General features: G+C 53.9%; 15 protein-coding genes and 1 pseudogene. 5 read left to right on the top strand and 11 right to left on the bottom strand.

All coding sequences use genetic code 11. The features are described 5' to 3' along the window. Positions 1–9: 9 nt before the first annotated feature. The 10 genes from Pla100_RS29315 to Pla100_RS29360 all read right to left on the bottom strand — a co-directional run bounded on the left by Pla100_RS29315 (position 10) and on the right by Pla100_RS29360 (position 14,659). Positions 10–2,862, bottom strand: a complete 2,853-nt coding sequence (locus Pla100_RS29315; protein WP_146582794.1) for an efflux RND transporter permease subunit — start codon at positions 2,860–2,862, stop codon at positions 10–12. After that, a complete protein-coding gene (locus Pla100_RS29320) occupies positions 2,859–4,289 on the bottom strand; it encodes an efflux RND transporter periplasmic adaptor subunit (protein WP_146582796.1) in 1,431 nt (476 codons plus the stop codon). The genes Pla100_RS29315 and Pla100_RS29320 overlap by 4 nt, the downstream gene beginning before the upstream one ends. A gap of 51 nt (positions 4,290–4,340) precedes the next feature. Continuing rightward, positions 4,341–6,194: a YHYH protein gene (locus Pla100_RS29325; RefSeq protein ID WP_146582798.1), complete on the bottom strand. Its 1,854-nt coding sequence runs from the start codon at positions 6,192–6,194 to the stop codon at positions 4,341–4,343. Between the two features lie 78 nt (positions 6,195–6,272). Continuing rightward, entirely contained in the window at positions 6,273–7,481 is a 1,209-nt protein-coding gene (locus tag Pla100_RS29330; RefSeq protein ID WP_231603783.1) for a TlpA family protein disulfide reductase, read from the bottom strand. Between the two features lie 80 nt (positions 7,482–7,561). After that, positions 7,562–8,275 (bottom strand): hypothetical protein, encoded by a 714-nt coding sequence (locus Pla100_RS29335; RefSeq protein ID WP_146582800.1) that lies wholly within the window; start codon positions 8,273–8,275, stop codon positions 7,562–7,564. A 39-nt stretch (positions 8,276–8,314) separates the two neighbouring features. Continuing rightward, a complete protein-coding gene (locus Pla100_RS29340; RefSeq protein WP_231603784.1) occupies positions 8,315–9,751 on the bottom strand; it encodes a metallophosphoesterase in 1,437 nt (478 codons plus the stop codon). Continuing rightward, positions 9,744–10,775, bottom strand: a complete 1,032-nt coding sequence (locus Pla100_RS29345; protein ID WP_231603785.1) for a hypothetical protein — start codon at positions 10,773–10,775, stop codon at positions 9,744–9,746. Before Pla100_RS29345 ends, Pla100_RS29340 begins: the two co-directional genes overlap by 8 nt. Continuing rightward, entirely contained in the window at positions 10,772–11,317 is a 546-nt protein-coding gene (locus tag Pla100_RS29350) for an RNA polymerase sigma factor (RefSeq protein ID WP_261344836.1), read from the bottom strand. The genes Pla100_RS29345 and Pla100_RS29350 overlap by 4 nt, the downstream gene beginning before the upstream one ends. A gap of 674 nt (positions 11,318–11,991) precedes the next feature. Beyond that, a complete protein-coding gene (locus Pla100_RS29355) occupies positions 11,992–13,302 on the bottom strand; it encodes a right-handed parallel beta-helix repeat-containing protein (RefSeq protein WP_146582804.1) in 1,311 nt (436 codons plus the stop codon). Next, a complete protein-coding gene (locus Pla100_RS29360) occupies positions 13,295–14,659 on the bottom strand; it encodes a motility-associated ABC transporter substrate-binding family protein (protein WP_146582806.1) in 1,365 nt (454 codons plus the stop codon). Before Pla100_RS29360 ends, Pla100_RS29355 begins: the two co-directional genes overlap by 8 nt. A gap of 169 nt (positions 14,660–14,828) precedes the next feature. Between Pla100_RS29360 and Pla100_RS29365 the strand changes: the two genes are divergently transcribed. From Pla100_RS29365 to Pla100_RS29380, 4 genes and pseudogenes are all read left to right on the top strand, one after another. Further along, complete coding sequence (locus Pla100_RS29365; protein WP_146582808.1) at positions 14,829–15,323, top strand: RNA polymerase sigma factor; 495 nt, start codon at positions 14,829–14,831, stop codon at positions 15,321–15,323. Continuing rightward, entirely contained in the window at positions 15,320–15,940 is a 621-nt protein-coding gene (locus tag Pla100_RS29370; RefSeq protein ID WP_146582809.1) for a hypothetical protein, read from the top strand. Before Pla100_RS29365 ends, Pla100_RS29370 begins: the two co-directional genes overlap by 4 nt. Positions 15,941–16,316: 376 nt before the next feature. Next, positions 16,317–16,727: pseudogene (locus Pla100_RS29375) on the top strand (transposase); the annotation flags it as partial. A gap of 286 nt (positions 16,728–17,013) precedes the next feature. Then, positions 17,014–18,225 carry a DUF1559 domain-containing protein gene (locus Pla100_RS29380; RefSeq protein WP_146582811.1) on the top strand — a complete coding sequence of 404 codons (1,212 nt, stop codon included), beginning with the start codon at positions 17,014–17,016 and terminating at the stop codon, positions 18,223–18,225. 467 nt (positions 18,226–18,692) lie between these two features. Here the strand turns inward: Pla100_RS29380 and Pla100_RS29385 are convergent, their stop codons facing one another. Beyond that, the gene (locus Pla100_RS29385; protein ID WP_146582813.1) at positions 18,693–18,890 is read right to left on the bottom strand and encodes a hypothetical protein; all 198 of its coding nucleotides are present in this window, start codon (positions 18,888–18,890) and stop codon (positions 18,693–18,695) included. Between the two features lie 9 nt (positions 18,891–18,899). Here Pla100_RS29385 and Pla100_RS29390 point away from each other — a divergent pair, with 9 nt between their 5' ends. Then, positions 18,900–19,163, top strand: a complete 264-nt coding sequence (locus Pla100_RS29390; RefSeq protein WP_146582815.1) for a hypothetical protein — start codon at positions 18,900–18,902, stop codon at positions 19,161–19,163. Positions 19,164–19,235: the final 72 nt, after the last annotated feature.

Below are 19,235 nucleotides of genomic sequence, written 5' to 3' on the forward strand. Positions count from 1 at the left end.
TCGATTCGCTCACGCCACTGCCTGGCGAGCTCGGGATTGGGAAACGCGTTCATGGTTTTCTCCTGGAGGTGGAAACAAACCTGTCACGCTAAACCGCCTGTCAACATGGGGAGATAGAACGCTTACCTCGATTGTTAACAGCAGATACATCGCTCCGATGACAAGGACAAAGCCAAGGATGATGCTCCACATGGATTCGTCTGTTTGTTCTTGCTGGCCTCGCCAACGCACATTGACGTTTGGGAAGCGTTCGACTAATTGGGGAACGAACGATGTCTTGAGGTCGCTGACAATATTCATTGCATTGGCTTGTTCTTCGTCGACGTCTGCCGAGATAGTGATGGCACGCATCTGGTCGGTACGATAGATCAGCGAATCGGTTCTGGCGACTTCGATGTCGGCGAGTTCCGTGATCGGAAAAACCTGGCCTTCAGGAGTTCGATGTCGAATCTGGCGAAAGTCGGCCAGTGAGTCTCGCTGGTCGCTGGGATAGCGGACTCGAAGCTCGACCTCGTGCCGATCGCGTTGCAATCGCATGACTTCGTCTCCGTAGTAAGCCGACCGCACCGTTTGGGAAAGTCCCGCCAATGAAACGCCCATGGAACGAGCTTGGTCTTTGATTTTGAGTCGGTACTCGTACTTGCCAGGTTTTGATCCTGCGGTGACATCGAGGACGCCGGGATATTCACCCAATCGACTGGAGACTTGCGCAACGGCGTCCTGCAATTCGGCGATGTCGTCGCTTCCCGCCAGTAGCGTGACTTCGATGGGAGCGGCTGCCGGTCCTCGCGGTCCTGTGCCGAACACCAATACGTCCGTGCCCGGAAATTCGCCGGCTCGCTTTCGCCAACGGTTGATGATCTCCTTCGCTGAAACTTTTCGCATACCGGAATCGATCAGCGAGACTGTGACGCTGCCGACGTGACTGCCGGTGGAAACGTCACCGGTCGAACTCGCTCCAAAACCAACCGCACGATGCATCGCGAGAACCACTCCGTCTTCACGGCCGCCTATTCCTTCTTCGGCGAGTTCCTTGTTGACTGCGGCGAGTGCGGCTTCGATCCGCGTCGTGGCCTCATCGGTGACCGATGCTGGGGTGCCGTTCGGATACGCAATCAATACTGAAAGTACGTTGGAGTCAACTTGAGGGATCACCACGAAGGGGACACGACCACTACGTACGATGCCTGTGGATACAACAAGCAGCCCGATTGCAGTCGCTATTACAATCGCGGGATTGGCTAACGATCGTAACAACGCTGGAAGATAGAGTCGCTCGATGAAGATGTCCAACACCTTAGAAAAGCGTTCATTTAGATATCCGAAAAACACCGCGATGAAGCGAAGCGGAGTGAGCAACCAGCCGACAATTGTCAGAAACAGATTACTCTGGTGAGCCAAATGTGATGGCAACACGGTGACACTTTCCACCAAGGAAACAATCAGCATCGCGATCACTGCAATCGGAAGCACGGTCGTGAATCGCCCAAGTTGGCCAGTCACAAACATCAGCGGCAGAAACGCAATCACGGTCGTGCTTACCGAAACGACCACTGATGGCATGACTTCTACGGTGCCGTCGATTGCCGCTTGACGATAGTCCTTGCCAAGCGAACGGTGAACGTAAATATTCTCTCCGACTACGATTGCGTCATCAACAACGATTCCCAAAGCGATTAAGAATGCGAACAGCGAAGTCAGATTCAGCGTCTGACCGGTGAAGTACATCACGATGCCAGCACCGCAAACGGCGATCGGAATTCCCATTGCCACCCAAAACGCGAGCCGCATTTCGAGGAACAACGCGAGCAGGATGAATACCAGCACCAATCCCTGCCAACCGTTCTTGATCATCAACGACAATCGATCACGAACGTCGTCGCTGCGATCTCGATAGGCAACCATTGAGTAACCGTCGGGCAGCTTCGCGTTGTCGAGGTATGCGTAAACATCCCGCCCGACTTCCAACAAGTCCTCGCTTTGTGTGGTGTTGACCGAGATCGCGATTCCGGGGTGACCATTGATGCGGCTGATGGCTGTTGCGTCCGAAAAGGCATCTCGCACCGTGCCGAGTTCGTTCAGTCGTAGCGTCAAACCGCTGGGAGTGTTAATGATCGGCAGTTGCGCAATCTCAGAACCAGTATTGCTGCGATTGGAGCCGCGTAACAGAATCTCCTGCGACGCACTTCTCAGAGTTCCTCCGGGAATCTCGACGTTCTCTTCGCGAATAATCTGAGCAACCTCTGACAGCGTCAGTCCGTATTGCCGAAGTGTTTCTTCACGCAACTCGACGTCGATCTGGAACTCCGGGACACCGAGCAACTCGACTTGCGAGATGCTGGCGAGTCTCAGCAAGTCGTCTCGAACTCGTTCGGCGGTTCGCCGCAGTTCAATAGCCGACGCGATCGATTCGGAGTCCGGGCCAACGAGCCCGATTTGAATCGCGGTCGAGTTTGGAATTCGTTGACTGATGACCGGGGCTTCGGCCAGCAGCGGAAAACTCGGGATCTGATCGACCGCAGCTCGTACGTCGCCGAGAATTTGCTGTACGTCGCTTTGGCTGACACCTGAATCGAGAACCAGCCGAACGCTGCCGGAACCTTCCGAAGCGGTCGCATTGATTTCATCGATGCCGTAGATGGAAGCGACTGCCGATTCGATCTTTTCGCAAATGGCTTCTTCGATGTCTTCGGGACTCGCACCGGGATAGGCCACGCGGATTTCGATTTCATCGAGCACGTAGTACGGCCAGAATTCGCGTTGTATCGAAGCCATGCACCACGTCCCAGCGGCTAGCAAGGCGATCAACGCTACATTCATAGCGGGCGTGTTATCGACCGCCCAGCGAACCAACGACTTCATGGAGAGGCGCCTCCGACCGTGCCGGCATGACCGACAGTCGTGGGTTGGCTTGCATCGATCGCGACTTTCTCGGCCTCATTAATTCGGTCTCCTTGCTCTCGTACCGCCAGTCCGTCTTTCGCATTGGCTACGGGCGAAACGATCACCTTGTCCCGTGGCTGAATCTTGTTTAGTTCTGTCTCCACAATCGCCACGCCGCCTCGGGACTGAATCGTCTTGACGGGGACTGCACAGAGCTTTCCACCACGCATCAGCCAGACGCAGCCGTCCGTGCGGATTCCTTGCTCGGGCAATTGAAGTAGCGGACGATTGGGATGACACTTGACTTGGACATTAACAAACATCCCGGTCATCAATGGAATCTGATATTCCGCTGCCGATTCGATTTGATTGCCGTCGACCAGCACACGACACGCGATGGTTCTTGTCGCTGGGTCGAGACCCGCGCCGTGTTGACGAACGAGGCGACCGTGCAGCGTATGACTGGTTCCCGCCGCGTTGTACGTTACATCCGCAACGACCGGGGTGATGCGTTTGTCATCGTCGAGAGATTTCTTTGCGGAATCAGCCGGAGCTGTTGCCCGACTACCCCATACCCACGCCATTTCGTCGAGTTTCAAGTGACAGTGGACTTCGAGGCACCCCGTTTCTTCAATCGACAGAAGTAGATCGCCCGCCTGCACCATTGCATACTCTTCCTGTGGAGCTGCTACGACGATCCCCGATACCGGCACCTTCACTTCCGCGGCCACTTGATCGATTTTCGCTTCTTCCAATTGAACCATTGCCAGCTTCCCAGCCAGTTCCTGCTCAGCGATTTGAACTTCCAAGCTGCGCCCGCGACCAACGAGTTGTTCGATGACAAGACGTGCGTCAAGTTCCAGCTTCTCGGTCGCGCCGAGTTCGGATATGGAAGTTGCCCGCGATTCATGTAGTCCCCGGATTCGCTTAACGTCATCGACCAGAATCTGATGTGACTTGCGAGCGAGCACAACCTGCACGGTCAAGTTTGCCCGATCCTGTTGAAGCTGTTTGAGAGTTGTTGCTGCTTGATTCACGTTGATTTCAAGACGCTGCACGGTCAACGCAAATCGCTGCGGGTCGATTTTGATCAGCGTTTCGCCCGCCCGAACTTGTTCGCCGACCCGAAGATTGGGGTGCTTGAATACGATTCGTCCCTGCACTTCCGATGCTATCGACAACACGCGATGAGGGACCACCTCGCCTGTCGTTTCGATGGTCAGTGGTCCATCGAGTGCATGGATTTCGGCGACTGCAACAACCGTTGCCTTGATGGCAGTCTTCGGCTTGCGAGGCACTTCCGGCGTCGAACCCATTGCAAAAAACGCGACGGCACTGCTGACAAGGATGATTGTCGGCAGCACGTGGTGTGTGAGCCATCGTGTTTTGGAAAGGAATCGAATCATGTTGGAGCTGGAACGCTGAATGCTATCGTGTCGAAGTGGATAACGGCTCGTTTACTCTCGCCGTGAGGCTTCCATTTCGTCCGTCGTAATATTCCCGTCACCGTTGGTATCCATCTTGGCGAACATGCGTTCCGCGTTCCCAACGGCTTCGCTGCGACTTAAAAATCCGTCTCCGTCGCGGTCGATTTCCTTGGAATGCCCTTTCAGGAAGCCGCCCATGGCGCTTCGTGATCCGCCGCGACTATTCAACTCGGCAGCGGTCAACGTGTCATCTTTGTCGGCGTCGTAACCATCGAAAGCTTTGGTTGCTTCACCAACGATTTCTTCACGGCTGATGATCTTGTTTTTGTCGAGATCGATCTCATCAGCATGAACCAAAATCCATGGTTGACGCGGACCGTCGCCGGGCTGTGGTCCGCGTTGTCCACCTGCGCTTGGACCACCCGCATTTGGGCCGCCCGCTGGATCGGGGCGATCGCCTCCACGCGGACCTCCTTGTGGACGGTCGCCTTGCTGACGGTTTTCTTGAGGTCGATCACTTTCTAACAGACCGTCTTTTCCGCGACCGCCTTCGGGACCACGAAGTTCCTCGCCGGAGATTTGTCCGTCTTTGTTTTTGTCGAGAGTAAGAAGTGCGGTTGTTGCGTTCTGTATCTCGGCTTTGTCGAGGATTCCGTCGCGGTTGGCGTCAAGTGCTAGTAGAAACGGATTGCCTCCTCCGCCCTGTCGCTGACCGCCACCTTGCGGTTGCCCACCACCTCCGCCTAGTCGCTGACCTCCTTGGCCACCGCCGCCCCCACGCGGACCGTCGGGCTGGTTGGCAGGTCGGTCGCCTTGCGGTGGACGTTTCTCATCAGGAGAAGGTGCTCCGTTACGGGCGCTTCCACCGGCACCACTGCCTTCACGCGGTGAATACGTTTCGGTTTTCGTACCTTGCTGCGATACAAAATTGAACGTTGCTGACCCGTCATCGGCGACGGTGTAGTTGATCGACCTTTTTTCGCCATCGACATCGTAGAGCAACACATAGCTGCCCTGCTTTGGATTTTCAAAGCCGTTGATCTTGGCACCCCTGAGTCCTGACAGAGACGGTCGCAACGGCCGAGCCCGTGGCTGCGGGTCAACTTGCCCGTCTCGTTCGACAACTTCGCCATAAAATCCACCGTTCAAATAGGGGAATGTTTTTGTTGCGTGGTAGTGGTACATCCCATCCGGACCTTTGTGGCCATTCAACCAATCGAGGTCAGTTGGAGGATTTCCATTCGGGTCGTTGTAGCCGTAGATCGGATAGCCATCGAGGGCAACCGCCACAGGATTACCGACACCGACGATCTTCTCCAGATGCACCGGAGCGATGTGATAGTGGTAGTCGTCGGCTCGACCACAGTGCCCACCCCATTGGTCCAGCTCACCGGCCTTCAGTGTGTCTGTCTTGCCATCGTTCTTAATCGGATTAAAGATGGGAACGCCGTTGACAGCCAATGCAATCGCACCACGAAAGAAATGCTCCTTCGTTGACAATGGATTCTTTGCTGGCGCCGGGTGTAACGGAATTCGCCATGCGTTTGCACCCGTGTACGATTGCGGCAACGGCACTTGTTGTTGCCAGGCGGTAATGCCGATCATCATTGAATGCTCTGGCATGCCATTGGACTCCACAAAGAGGAAATCCTTGTCAAATCGAACGTTCACGGTCTTCTTGAATGGTTCAAACAGTTTGGCCAGCTCGGGTGCGGTTGCTTCCGGCGCGGTTTGGAACACGACGAATTGTTGCTTCGCCGGTTCCGTGTTGAGCTGAACAATTTTCTTCTTTGTTTCAGGCGAAGGCGCGTGCGAATGGCCATCGTGAGCATTTGAAATCGATGTCATGCACAAGATGAGACTGAGTGGAAATAACGTTTTCATGATCGTGCTCGAATTCCTTGGTGAAAGTCGGTGAGTCTTGTAGAAGCGGTTGCAGTTGGTGGAGGTACTTTCGCACATCTAATTCCGCGGGTTGCGATCGTTTTGAGAACTCCCGCGTTGGCCTCGCCGGTTTCCTTGTCCGCCGCTAGCACCTCTCGGGCCACGGTTGAAACCGAAGGTGCTCGATCCCATATCCGCCGGCTTGAATTGGACGGTGTACTCTTGCGTCAGTGCCTTGCACATCGTGTCGGTGCAGCCGAAATAGTGCATCGAAAGCTCGATGGACGCACCCGGCGAATCACCCTCGATGTCGACCCAGAACTGACGAGGCTCAACATCCTTATCGCCCGGACCTTTCTTGGCACTCGCTTCGGCGGGACTTGCCTTGACGCCCGATGGCAACGTCAACGAATACTTCATGGGTTTCGTCAGGTTGTTCCAATGAACGCCATGGATCGGATCGGGATAGAACCCTAGAAAGAGTCTTCCTGTGCCGGTCTTCAGCAGATTGGCGTCTGCTTCTGCTCGGAGCTTTACGTAGTATGTTTCGTCCGGACTCTTCGGGGCAATCGCAAGAATGACTAACCCTTCAGGCCTCGCAACTCGTGTGTCCGTATCGACATTTTCCGGTTGCCGCTGCCGTGCGAGTTGCGGCAAGTCGAGATCGCTGGCAAGTGTTGGACTGTCGATCATGCCAACGAACTTGCCGAGCGCGTCTCGTAGGCTGGGACCGTCCAAGTGGTCCGAAGCGTAAACGATGTTTCCTTCCGGAGAAATCAGATACATCGAATTGTTAGCCGAATTCAGCCCGTCGCGGATATCATTCTTGATCGTGTCGGCAATCCACGGAACTTTGGTTCCCAACAACTTTTTCGCTTCGGCGAGTTGCAGCAGTCGCTCGTCCATGTTCTGCGCCCCAAAATATCCGTTCAACTCCGGGTGTCTTAACGACTTATAAAAATAGAAAAACTGAACGTCCTTCGGCGAATAGTCTTGGCTGGCTGCTTCAATCTCGGGGTATCCCCGATGAAACTGCGGACATGTGAGGCAGCCTGCAACGAACACCGTGTACTTTTTGTCACAGAGTTCACGGAGTTTGATTTTCTGGCCATCGGCTGAATACGCATTCAGGTCAGGCAACGCTACATCACGTAGCACGCCACCGCCTTTCTTGCTGCCGTATCGTGGGGCGTCGGCACCGCTTGAACTGCGATCTTGGGCAGACACGCAGCTTCCTGCCACAACCGCGAATAGAAAGAGTGGCAATAGGAACGCTGAAGGCTTCATCTTTGGTCTCCATGGTGAAGAGTGGGTCGAGGCAACCTCGACGTCAATATTGCTGGATATTTCAATCGCCAATCTGACGATTATCGAGGCGGATTACGTCTCTCACCGCCTCCACGTGCGCCGCCACCGCCTTGCGGTACAACATCAGTGAGGCCACGAAAATCAGGACGTTCCTTACCGTCTGGTGGTGACTTCACGACGGTTCGGAACAGCACGAGATTGTCCAGCTTGATGTCGTCGGACCAGATGAACTTCGCTCCCTTGAAGTCATGTTCAAAGAACGGCTCCTTGGGGCCGACTTCTTCCTCAGTGAACTCTTTCGCATTGGGCCACTTGCTGTCGTCGAAGTCGATCGCAAACCAGTCTTTTGGCAGCGGGATGTTTTCGACTCGCGGTTTCTTCATGTCGCCATCAATCGGCCCCCATGAAAACTTCTTCGCTTTCCATGTCGCGTTGGTCACGGTGCCATCGCCGAACTTCAAGATGAATCCGCCATCACCAATGCTGGTGTTGGCGTATTCCATACCCGTCTTTGGATCAGCGTTATCGATCCCCATTACCGCAATCGTCATCGGATAAGCAGGTAATACATCAACTGACACAACGTTGTGAGGAACAAACATGATTGAATCGACAGCCACCAATTCGCCATTGATGAAAAGCTTGAACGAGTTGTCCGCGTAGACGTTCGCTTTGATCGTGTCGTCGATGCGAGGCTTGCGCGGCGGGTCTGCACTCGCTACAGAGGAGGCGATGAACGCCAAAGCAACAGCCAAAGTCTGAAGTCGTTTCATTGAGGAGTCTCCATAGTCAATTAATTGATCTGGTTAACACTATTGTTTAAGCATGTAGGAGTAGCTGACATCACCGTTTCGCTGGTTGCCACCTTGAACCTCGGGAAGGAACGTTCGCACATAGTCCACGCGTGCAGAATCGGCGTCGACGCGAACTCGAACATGTCCGCTGCTGCCCTGGATTTCACCGCCGAGATATCCATACTCTGCGGCACTCTTCGTACCGGATCGCGGATGCCCAGGTTGCGGGACGAGTTGGTAGACGATCCCATCAAGATCTTGCTTGATAAACATGTGATCGTGTCCATGAAAAACGACATCCACTCCATGTTCAACCAACATCTGATGAATAGGTTTCGCCCAACCCGGTCGCTTTTGGGCGAACTCATCTTTTCCTGACTCTCCCTTGCCGCCCCACTCCCAAAACGGAGCTGCCTCCACACCACCTCTCTGATTCCGATCACTGCCACCAATTAAATGATGCAGAAACACAAACCGTAGCTTCGCATCACTTTGCTCCAGCGATTTCTTCAACCACTGATACTGATTTTCGCCGAGTGTCCAGTTCCAGTTATCACTGTCTTCACCACGTGATCGTGTGGTTGTATGTCGAAATGGATCAAGCACGATGAACTGAGCATCACCCCACTCGAATTGATAGTAGTTCTCCGGTAAACCGACTTCAGGTTCGCGATGTTCATTTCCTGTATAGAAGTCATTCGGAAAGGGGTTTGGCAAGTAACGCTTGCGAGTGGTTGTTGCCCAGACGTTTGATCCGCGATTCCCTAATTCCCCATCATGATTCCCCAGTGCGAAATACAGCCCAGCTGAATGACACAGGTGACCGAGGTAGTATCGCTGAGCAAGATATTGCGGCAGCGACAATTCGGGCTTCACATACTTGCCAGTCATAAATGTATCGCCGAGAGCGAAATGGAAATCCGGTTGATCAAGCGATGCATTTTCAAGCGTTCGCAAATAGACTTCGCCGCTGGTGTTCTCATCCAGATGCGAATCCGCCTGAACGGTGAAGACAAACGGACTGCCGGAAGCTCGCTGTGTGTGGAATGTGTACTCGTCGCTCTCCACCTTCTTGCCGTCTGATTCGTAGACAAGCCGGTAGTAGTATCGCGTATTTTTGTTAAGTGAATCGATGACGAAGTCGAATGGCTCGCCCGCACTTAGGTCATGAAATGCTGTCTTCGTGGAATACTTCTCTGACTGTTCGCCGTAGATCAGATGAGCACGAGCGTCAGAGTGCATCAGAACTCGAACCGTACCGCTATTGTCCGTCAGTCTTCCCAAAAGAATATTGAAGAGATGATCCGGCACGTTGTTCACGGGTGGCGGTTCTGTGTAGCCGCCAAGTCGGCTGCCACCACCGCGTTGTTTCCCGTCTTGCGAGATAGCGTTTCCTGACGCCAGCATCGTCATCGCCATGACGAAAAGGAAATGAAACTTAGGAAACTTATTCACTGATGACTCTCCGTCCGAGTTCGTGATGTGATTCGTGAAAGAAGAACTGGGAGTCCAATTCAGATTGGTCAATCAATTCCAGCGTCAAGCTTTTGGGACCACCTCCGCCACGCGGTAGCCCATCGAGCAACATTTTGTGAACGGTGCCGCTGTCCGCATCGAACCAGATTTCAACTTGCTTGGGGCCTCGCACATCTCGCGACTTACGAACGCCAATCAACTTTGAAAGTGCCGCTCCGTTGCCCGCGTTCTCATGCTCGTCGCCCAGTTCAATGTCGTAACCAGTCCGCAACTGCGACAAGTGTGCATGAATGTTGAGAAACGGGATGTCCTGCCGTTGCCCCGGCAGTCCGCCACGATAACGATTAAGGTCTGTGCTGGTGTGGACCGGTCCGTTTTCACGGAACGCCCAGCATTGCTGTCCATCGCAACCCGACGTCCGCTTCTCCCCGGTATTCAACATCACCGTCATCAAGTATTGATTTGCTCCGCGAACATACAACGTCGCCCCGTCAATCTGCTCTTCTGCTTCGCGATCCCAAGCTTCCTGAGATAAGTTTCGCGGACGTTTGTCACGGGGGTATTCCTCAACAACGCGAACGCTGTAAGTGCGATCAAATGGCTTGGCGGCGGCTTCCACTACTTTCTCAAGTGATGCCATCGCCGCCGAAACGCTTTGATGCGGACCGAAGACAAAGAACATCACCATCAAGGCGGCCGCGATCGTCAAAGCGGATGTCAGCATCGCGGACCAACGCCGTCGTTGTGCTTCATTGGGGGCTGCATTGATCATAGGCGCTGATTCAGACTCCGGCTCAGCATCAATCCGCTGCATCACTGCGCGAATCCGATCAGCTTCATCATCGTCGTTGCGGCTTCCAATGTCGGACAGTAGCCCATGAATCAGCAGCGACTGGGCAACGGCCTCGCGTGCTTCATTGGCAGAAACATCGCTTTCGCCGACCGGAACCTCAGCGTCACTATCGAACCACTCGGACAGAAAATCTTGGATTTTCTCATTCATGATGCAGCCCCCGACGCGGACAAGACGCCTTTCGTTTTCAAGCACTCAGCCAGCATGGTGCGACCACGCTGAAGCCGCTTTTTGCAAGCTTCCATCGTCAACTCGAATCGCTCGGCCACTTCCGCAGCAGATAGGTCATCAAAATACCTTCCACCGATCACCGACTTTTGTCGCTCGGGCAACGCATCAATGCATTCGCGGAGCGCAGCCACTTTGTCGTCCCAAGTGTCGCCCGCCAACAGGTTGATGTTCTCAAAATGGCGATCCACCACCTGCAGCACCGCTTCATGTAGCATCACCGGAGCCGTCTTTTGTTTCCGGTAGTGAGCCAGTACCAGCCGCGATGCAATGCCTCTGAGCCACGGCCCAAACGGCTGATCCAGATCACATTCATCCAACCGCCGCCACGCAACGACCATTGCTTCCTGAAATAGGTCATCCACAGCCGACTCGTCTCGGATCACACTGCGCAGATACACCATCAGCATCCGCGAATTCTCACGGGCCAAAATCTCAAATGCTCTACGGGCCTTTTCGTTCACGATGGGCGACCAGGAAAGGAGTTCTCAGTTATCGAACACCCTTACTGTCGCAAATGGCCCGTTTGGGGACAAAAAATTCGGAAGATTCGTCGAAACTTTCGCTTCCCGGTTCGGATAGCGCAGCCACAAACGACACCCCCTGGCCACAAAACAACTTGCGACCGAGGGTTAACGCTTCGGATAGCTGCAGACTCGGTCAAGCTCCCCGAATAGGACTCAAACTGCCGGAAAACAAATCACGGTGCAGGTGAGGATAATGGACAGTAGGACTCTGTAAGTGTTTCGCTCACAGTCACTTGCCGCATTCTATCCCAAAGTGGCAGAAACTGATTGAACTTTCAGACATCAGCCGCTGAATACGAAAAGCCAACGAAAAAAGCCGCTGATCAAACTTGAGCAGCGGCTTTTGATTCTTGAGTGGAGGATCGAGGACACCAGTAGAACTTTTCACTGCTGGAATTCAATCTTGGGATCAGCCTGAAATCGCGATCTTCGCATTGATTCCCGTTCGTTAGGGAAACAACATGGCATTCGGACACCTCATCGTGTAAAGCGAGCCGGAAGTGTATTGGTTTCTCGGTAACTTGCCCGTCTCATTAAACCCGACAGCCAGCACGGTGCCCAACGGCTGGAACGAAACTCTTCCCGGGATTCCGGGATTGAAGAGACTGCATTCATCTGACTTTGACCCGTGTGGTCGGCGCGAACTCAAATGCTCCGATGTCGGGGAATGATTGTCCATCGCTGTTGCCATCCACTGGAACACTACTACCCACGAAGTCAATCAATTGCCCCTCTACTGTGTGACCGACGTCGATGCACGGACTGACTTCCTTTAGTGAGAATTTTATTGCGGGAAGGTTCTCGAACAGCGGATTGCCGATCACTGAGTTTCGACCCGGAGTCGATCCATAGCGGACGAAATAGCAGTTGAAGTCAATGATGGTGTTGCGTGGCTGGCTGAGGAAGTTGAACGACTGGCCGCTGGGTTCGTACAGGATGTTATTGACGATGAGGTTGTCGTGACCTGCATTCTTGTTGAATCCAATCGCTCGCTGGTTGTTAACGAACACGTTGTTGTAAATCTGGCAGTGATGAACGTCTCCGCCGGTGCAGCCTCCGATGCCTAGCCCATATTCAGTGTTTCCGTATGCAATGTTGTAGCGCAGGATGTTCTCGGATGACTCGTCGGTCGCCGGTTCACAGCCGAGTTGAAAACCGTATTCACTGCCTGACACTACGTTGAATTCAACCGTGATGTTATTCGCACCATCCACGTAGATATTGGCGGCCCACGGTGCCAGCGTCGAATTGTTTCGAGCGACGTTATGGCTGACTAATCCATTCGTCGGCTTGCCGTATTGTGCCCAGCCAACAATGTCGATTCCGATATTGCTGTTGTCGTTGACTTCGTTGTTTGTGACATTGAAATCGCGTGTCCGCTCGTGGACTCGGATCGCCTCCTGATTGCCGGTGTTGTTGTGATGAACGTGATTGCCTTCGATGGTGAAGTCATGCATGGTTCCGCCGACTCGGATGGCAGCGGCCGTCGAATGCACGCCGGTGACTTCGTTACCAACGATGTCACCGAAGCCGCCATCGCCGGTAATTTCTATTGCAGCTCTGTTGCCTGACGTGTTTTGAATCCGGAATCCTTCGATGCGGAAATGGCTTTGATTACGTGCGAAGAACGAACCAGAATCGAGGACCGTTTTTCGATTCTCGATCGCCTTGAAGACCACTGGGCGAGCTGCCGTTCCGGAAACGTTAATGTTCACATGCTCGGAGTATCTGCCTGCACTAATGTGGGCCGTGTCACCCGGCCCCAGTTCGTTTGCCGCCTTCTGAATCGTTTGCCATGGACGCAATTTGCTTCCAACCGCAGAGTCATTTCCCGAAGGCGAAACGTAGTATTCACCAGCGACTGCGGTGACCGAAAGACACGACAGGATTAGCCACGACAGGGATTGTATGAACCTATTCATTCTTAAGTGTCCACGCGATGACTTCGGTGAGGAACACGCTGCTGTCCTTGCCCCAGTAGGTCGTTTGCGTGGGATCTCGCGATACTCCGCTGAGTCGCTGACCGTCAGGAGTTCCCATCAAACCTGCAGCCATTCCGTCACCAAGAATGATGATCCTCCCGCCACCGGCCACATCCTTCGACGTCGCAAACGGCTGGCCGCGTTCACCGTTTTTGTCAAGCTGAAAGCCGAACGGTTGGCCACCTGTCACAGCTCGTCCGCCACTGAAAGGAACTTCGCGATCTACGGAATGAATATCGCCCGCAGGGCAGATCGCACCACAATTGTGCAGGTACGGCGTGTCGTCGGCGAATGCGAGTCCAAACGGCTTGATGAGATCGTTGACAGCAGTCGCATTCAGAGACGTTCGGCGTTCTTCGTCCATGACCAATAACAGTGAACCTCCACGACGAATGAACGCGATGACGGCCTCGACCTCTGATCTTGAAAAACGCGTCTTCGGGGCGCGAATGTAGAGTAGGTCCACTTGCTGAAGTTCCTCCGCAGAGATCGCCGTATTGAGCGTCTTCACCGTAAATCCGTTGTTGCTGGCAAATTCCATGAGTCCTTCGATCGCTGGCTCACCATGTGACTGATCGTAAACCACGGTCGAAGTCGCATCCTCAGTTGGCTTCGTCGGCACAACTTCCACCGATTTCGGCTGGGTCATACGCATCTTCGGGTCAAGTGGCGTAAGCGAGATGCTGTGGAATGTGGTGGGCGCATAGGTGACTAATCCGACATTTTCAGTCGACGGAAGTTTCCACATATCGAGCATCGAAAGAGATGTCGTCTTTCCGCTCCACTTCACAAATGCTCTTCCATCAAGTGTTGACGAGATTGTTGCTGAGTCACCTTTGACATCGACTTCGATGAGCAGTCGATAAGGATGTCCGTTTTCGAGCACGCCCGGTTTGATGGTCGACGCGTTTGCTTTGGCAAGCTGACCGTCAATCGCACCAATGCCGTGAGCTTCCCCGTTGAAGACAGACACCAGAAAGGCACACTGCGAACTGCCAACCGGCAGAACAGCGCCGATCGAGTTAGTGCCTTCCCTACGAGTGAATTCAATCGTCAGCGAGTAGCTCGAAGGGGTTTTCGCCGCGATGATCGCTCGCGAAGCAGGCTCGTCGCCGACCACCAATTCTCCATCGACGGTCTTCCAGTTGCCTGACACGATCTGCTGCTTGGTGAAACGATCGATCACTCCGCCCGACGTTTGTGCTTCGGCGGTCGAACACGTTGCTCCGGCGCAGCAGAGAGACAGCGAAACGATGGTCAGGAAAACAGATCGGGCAGGCTGAGTGAGTAAATGCATGTGAAGCTCGCAAATCGTCGTTCGAGGTTATCCGTACAACTGAGTAAACGAACGAACTGTGGCTCTGATTGCAAAAATGTTTTAGAATGTGAAGATTCGTTGACGCTAAAAGATGTAATAACAGCCACAACTTGGTGTGACCATTCACTGGGCCGGAGACAGATCTTCCTTGAATTCTCGCGAACCACTCAGAATCGACAACGCCGCGCTGATTCAGGCGGGATTTCGGTATGCGCTGTCGCTGACTCATCACACCCACGATGCCGAAGATCTCATACAGCAGGCCTGCATGAAAATTCTGCGGGCGAAGGGCACATTGGTTAGCAAGAGCTATCTGTTCACTACGATTCGCAATCAGTTTATCGATGCGGGACGCTGTCGAAGCGAATCGCAAGCCCCAGAAGGTTCGGTCGAGTCTTTGGCTGAAGAAGTGACGAACCATGTCCTCACGGTCGACCGGCGACTGGATATGGAACAGGTTCTCGATTGTCTGCGAACGGAAGAACGCGAAGCATTGTTTCTAAACTGTGTCGAGGGATACACAGCGAGCGAGATCGCTGAAATCACAGGCCAGCCACGAGGCACGGTGTTGAGCCATCTGTCGCGTGCGAGAAAACGACTACAGCAAGCTCGATCAATGCAGGATCAGGTGGAGACCCGATGAACGAACCGTCTTTGGAATCTGAAGTCCGCGACTTCTATGAACGTGCCTGTCTGCCGGATGACCGCGTTGCCGCGTTGCTCGATGCGTCTGACATGGCAGTCGCCGCGCGACGCTGGAAACGAATCGCAGTGTCAATATCCATCGGGCTGGCGGCGATGACCTTGCTGACGATTGGCCTTTACTTCAATCGGCAGACATCCGTTGAAGCTCCGGTGGCTGACAATGCAGGCCCTTCGCGGGTGGTCCCAGAATCGAAATCGCCAAGCCCCGGAACCTCGACACGATTTAATCAACCCGAATATCGTCTGGTTGCGTTCCGCAGCCACGGCGACGAGTGTCCACACTGTCGAGACACCGGGGAGGTTTACGAAAAACTGGTCGCCGAACTTCGCGATGACGGCATCGAGATGGAGAAATTCGACCTCAGTCGTTCCAGTAATCGGACTCAGATCGACAAGCGCGTCGAGGAGCTAAACCTGACTGGCCTGATCGACGGTAGAATCGAAACCGCGTTTCTTGCTCTGGTCAACCGTGACGGTAAAACTATCAAGGAATTTAAACCTTCGATGACTGCCGCACGCATCGCACGAGGCGTCCGCGAACTCACTAAACCGTAACCCGCAGTCGTGGAATGGCTTCGCCGGGGTCAGGCTGGGTTTTCGGTTTTCAGGGCCAGGGAGCGTTTGAGGTTGTTGATCGGATGCCTTTGGCTCGTCGACTCGGCCATCCGCTTCGTCGATCAGTGAACCAATCTAGACGATTTCCCCGGATATGCCAAACCGAATTGTGCCGGAAGATCGCGATGATTTGGTCGCGTCGGTGCGGGAACCCAGTGACTCGCGAAAACCGAAAACCCAGCCTGACCCCGGCGTGAGCCGACCCGCCAAACCGAATTGTGCCGGAAGATCGCGATGATTTGGTCGCGTCGGTGCGGGAACCCAGTGACTCGCGAAAACCGAAAACCCAGCCTGACCCCGGCGTGAGCCGACCCGCCAGCCCAAAGCGAAGGGCGACCTACACGAGATCTGGCAAGCCGAGACGAAGGACGATGCGAATCGAGCGTTTGACAACTTCTTGGAGAAGTACGGTGCGAAGTACGCACCGGCGTGCGAGTGCCTTGGGAAGGACCGCGACGTGCTGCTGACGTTCTACGACTTACCGGCCGAGCACTGGAGTCACCTGCGAACCACCAACCCAATCGAATCGACGTTCGCGACGATCCGTCTTCGTCACCGCAAGACCAAAGGCAGCGGCACCAGGCGAGCAAGCCTTGCGATGATGTTCAAGCTCGCGCAATCGGCGTCGAAGAAATGGCGGCGACTGAACTGCCATGAAAAGATCACCCTCGTCATCGAAGGACGTTCCTTCAAAGACGGAATCATGCAGGATGAAATCGCCGCCTAAACCAGGAACTCAAAACACAACATTTGACAATTGCTCCGCAAGAGTAGATAGCATAGTCGCTAGGACGGACATCTTCGTCTGCTTCTCTGCCACAGACTGTCACCCGTTTAGACGACAGACGGCATCGAACGCCCTTGGCGACACGGACTAGTTCATCAAAGTAAAGTCGCCAATGTCATCTAAACGGAGGACATCGACCCCGCAGGTCAGGGCATAGAATTTGTAATAGTCCTCTAATTGAGGCCCGAACGTGTCCTCTTCTTTTTCTTTTCTCGGAGATCGGGTTATGAATACAACGTGTTTCCGCCGACGTGGCTTTACGCTTGTCGAGCTATTGGTCGTGATTGCCATCATTGGAGTTCTAGTCGGACTTCTGCTTCCGGCAGTACAAGCGGCTCGTGAAGCCGCTCGACGGATGAGCTGTAGCAACAATTTCAAGCAGATCGGACTTGCAATTCACAACTACCACTCAGCCTACAATCAGCTTCCAATGATTCAGAATGGGACCGTGCCAGGCGGTTTCGCGGGTGACGGTCAGTTCGATGAATCTACAGTCGCAAACTTGATGCAACTGAGTATCCTCGTTAGCCTTACTCCGTTTATCGAGCAGCAGGCGATTTGGGAACAGATATCAAACCCAAACACTTTTGACCTTAACAACCCGACGACACCTCGCTCACCTGCTTGGCCGTCGATGGGTCCGACGCCCACGTTTGAAGGAACTCCGAACGATGGCTATCAACCCTGGATGACAGAAATTCCAGGGTTTCGATGCCCCAGCGATCCAGGCGTTGGTCTACCAGCCATGGGGCGAACCAATTACGTCGCATGCACCGGAGACACGTTTTGGAACATGGACCGAGGTCCACTTTCCAACAACCTCCAGACGAATCAAGCCCGGTCGATCAACATGCAAGCATGTGCACGTGGCGCATTCGTACCTCACTACAGCACACAGTTCCGAGACTTCTTGGACGGCACTTCCAACACCATTGCTATGGGAGAAATTGCAACGGACCTGGGCGATCGCAATGTTCGAACTATTGCTGTGGGAGCAGGTTGGAATGCAATGCGAAATAATCCAGGCAATTTTCGAACCCAATCAGTTGACTCCAATCGCCCTCAATTTTGGGATATTGGCGCAACCGTGGAGGACGCGCACGAAGGCCGGGGCTACAAATGGGCTAACGGGCAAGGTGTTTACGGTCAGTTCAACACGATCCACCCGCCCAATTCGCCAATCAGAGTTGGCAATGGTTCGCGAAGTACAGGCCTTTTGTCGCCGAGCAGCCAGCACCAAGGCGGTGTCCATGTGCTGATGTCGGACGGTGCAGTAAAATTCATTACGGACTCGATCGAATCCGGGGACCAGTCAGCAAGAGTGGTGACCCCTAACAACGCGGCGCCGCATGCTATGGCGGGCTCGAAAAGTCCTTACGGACTGTGGGGCTCACTCGGCACCAAGGCCAACAGGGAAGTGATCGATACGGAAATTTAGTCTTGCTCAGCGGCAACGGCGCACGGCCTACGAATTGACCTCCGGTGAGGTAAGGCTGTTCAATGCGTTGATGCCTTCCAGCGAATTGACAAGAACACTCTGGGTGAACTCGAGCTTAGCTAATTCGTCATCTTTTTGCGATTCCGTTGCAAATAATCCTCCACTCTTCAATCCCTATGAACGAAAGAAAGTTTTTGATGAAATCGCTCCTGATGTTGCTGTTTGTTGTTTGTATCTGCACTGCGCCAGGTTGTGGAAATGAAGGTCCAACGGTGGTCCAGCCAGACTCCACAACTCGAACGTATCCTCAAACCGAGGTTGGGCAGTCGACGGACGAGTTGCAGTAGTAGGTAACGTTCTGAAGTTGAAAAGAAGCTAGAATCCGACAGAAGCGTTTGGCTTGAGTAGCAGACGCTTTCTAACGAATCCTCGATCCGAGAGGCAGTATTGTTCTGAATCGGATGTATCTATTTTCCACGAATGGCTTTGCGTACTTCGTCCATCACGGCCATGCATTTGGGGTTAAAGATCGGATGCTCGTTCGTCACATCCGCCGTCATGATCAAGTTGACGGTCACGGGACCTTCGGCATCTGCCATTCGCGTGAAGTAGTCAACATACTCCTGGGTGGAATGAATCGGGCCTCCGGAGTATTGACCATTCATCGGACGGTTTTGAAACCAGCCGCCCTGATCCATCAGGCACCACCAAGCCGGGGTCACATCGCCGAGTTGCGTGCCGGGACCGATGAGCGAGGGATCGGGCTGCCGCCATCGGTGACGGCCAACTCATTGAACGGGCTGACCGTTGTTCCACGGTTGGAACTGAATCCGACGATTGCTTTGCGATTCCCCGCTTTGATCGCTCGCGCCCATCCTTCCCAGGTAAGCGTTCTATCTGCCCAGGCGGGTGAACCGGGGCAGTGGGCCGCGTACTAGAAGTCCGAGTCACCGTCGCCGGTTCGTTGGGCGCACTCCAGGTGCTCGCACAGTTCCACGACCGCATCGAGG

This window comes from Neorhodopirellula pilleata, from assembly GCF_007859915.1.
Classification (GTDB): Bacteria; Planctomycetota; Planctomycetia; order Pirellulales; family Pirellulaceae; genus Rhodopirellula; species Rhodopirellula pilleata.